1 protein-coding gene is annotated in these 603 nt (G+C 65.3%); it reads right to left on the bottom strand.

What is annotated here, in order from left to right; translation table 11 throughout:
• On the bottom strand, positions 1-603 hold a 603-nt coding region (locus tag DID99_RS36840; RefSeq protein WP_148094724.1), incomplete at both ends, for a transposase.

Below are 603 nucleotides of genomic sequence, written 5' to 3' on the forward strand. Positions count from 1 at the left end.
AGCGACGTATCGGACCAGCTTGGGCCACTGTCCGCTCATGTACTGCAATGCCTTGCCGAGCAGACTCGACGGCACGATGCCCGGCAGATGCTCGACCAGCATGCGCTCGATGATGGCGAGCACGCGGGCGCTGTACCGGGCGCGCAGTCGCTGCCGGCGTTCGGGCGTCCACTTCGCACTGCGCGCCTCGGCTGCGAACAGCTTACCGATCAGCACGACGAAGCGCGTCGCCAGCAGGTCCGGCGAGCGTGCCGCCTTCGGCACCGACTCCTCGGCCTTGATGAAGCCGCGGCGCACGTGTGCCCAGCATCCGAGATGCACGAGCTGGTGATCGTGGACGATGCCGTTGTAGAGCTCGTACCCATCCGTCATTAGCACGGTGCCAGGCTGCACGCCGGCATAGAGCTTCTGCGCATGTTGGGCACCGCGCCCCAGCGAGTACGAGAACATCCGTACAGGCGGCCCCGAGCCGTTGATCTGCGCCCACAAGTAACTCTTCGCCTGCGGCCTTCGTCCCGGTTCCTTCAGCACCTGGAACGTTGTCTCGTCGCCGTAGATCAGGTCCGATTCGAGCAGCGCGTCGCGCATCAGGTTGATCACCGG

Source organism: Burkholderia sp. Bp8986 (assembly GCF_003854225.1).
GTDB lineage: Bacteria > Pseudomonadota > Gammaproteobacteria > Burkholderiales > Burkholderiaceae > Burkholderia.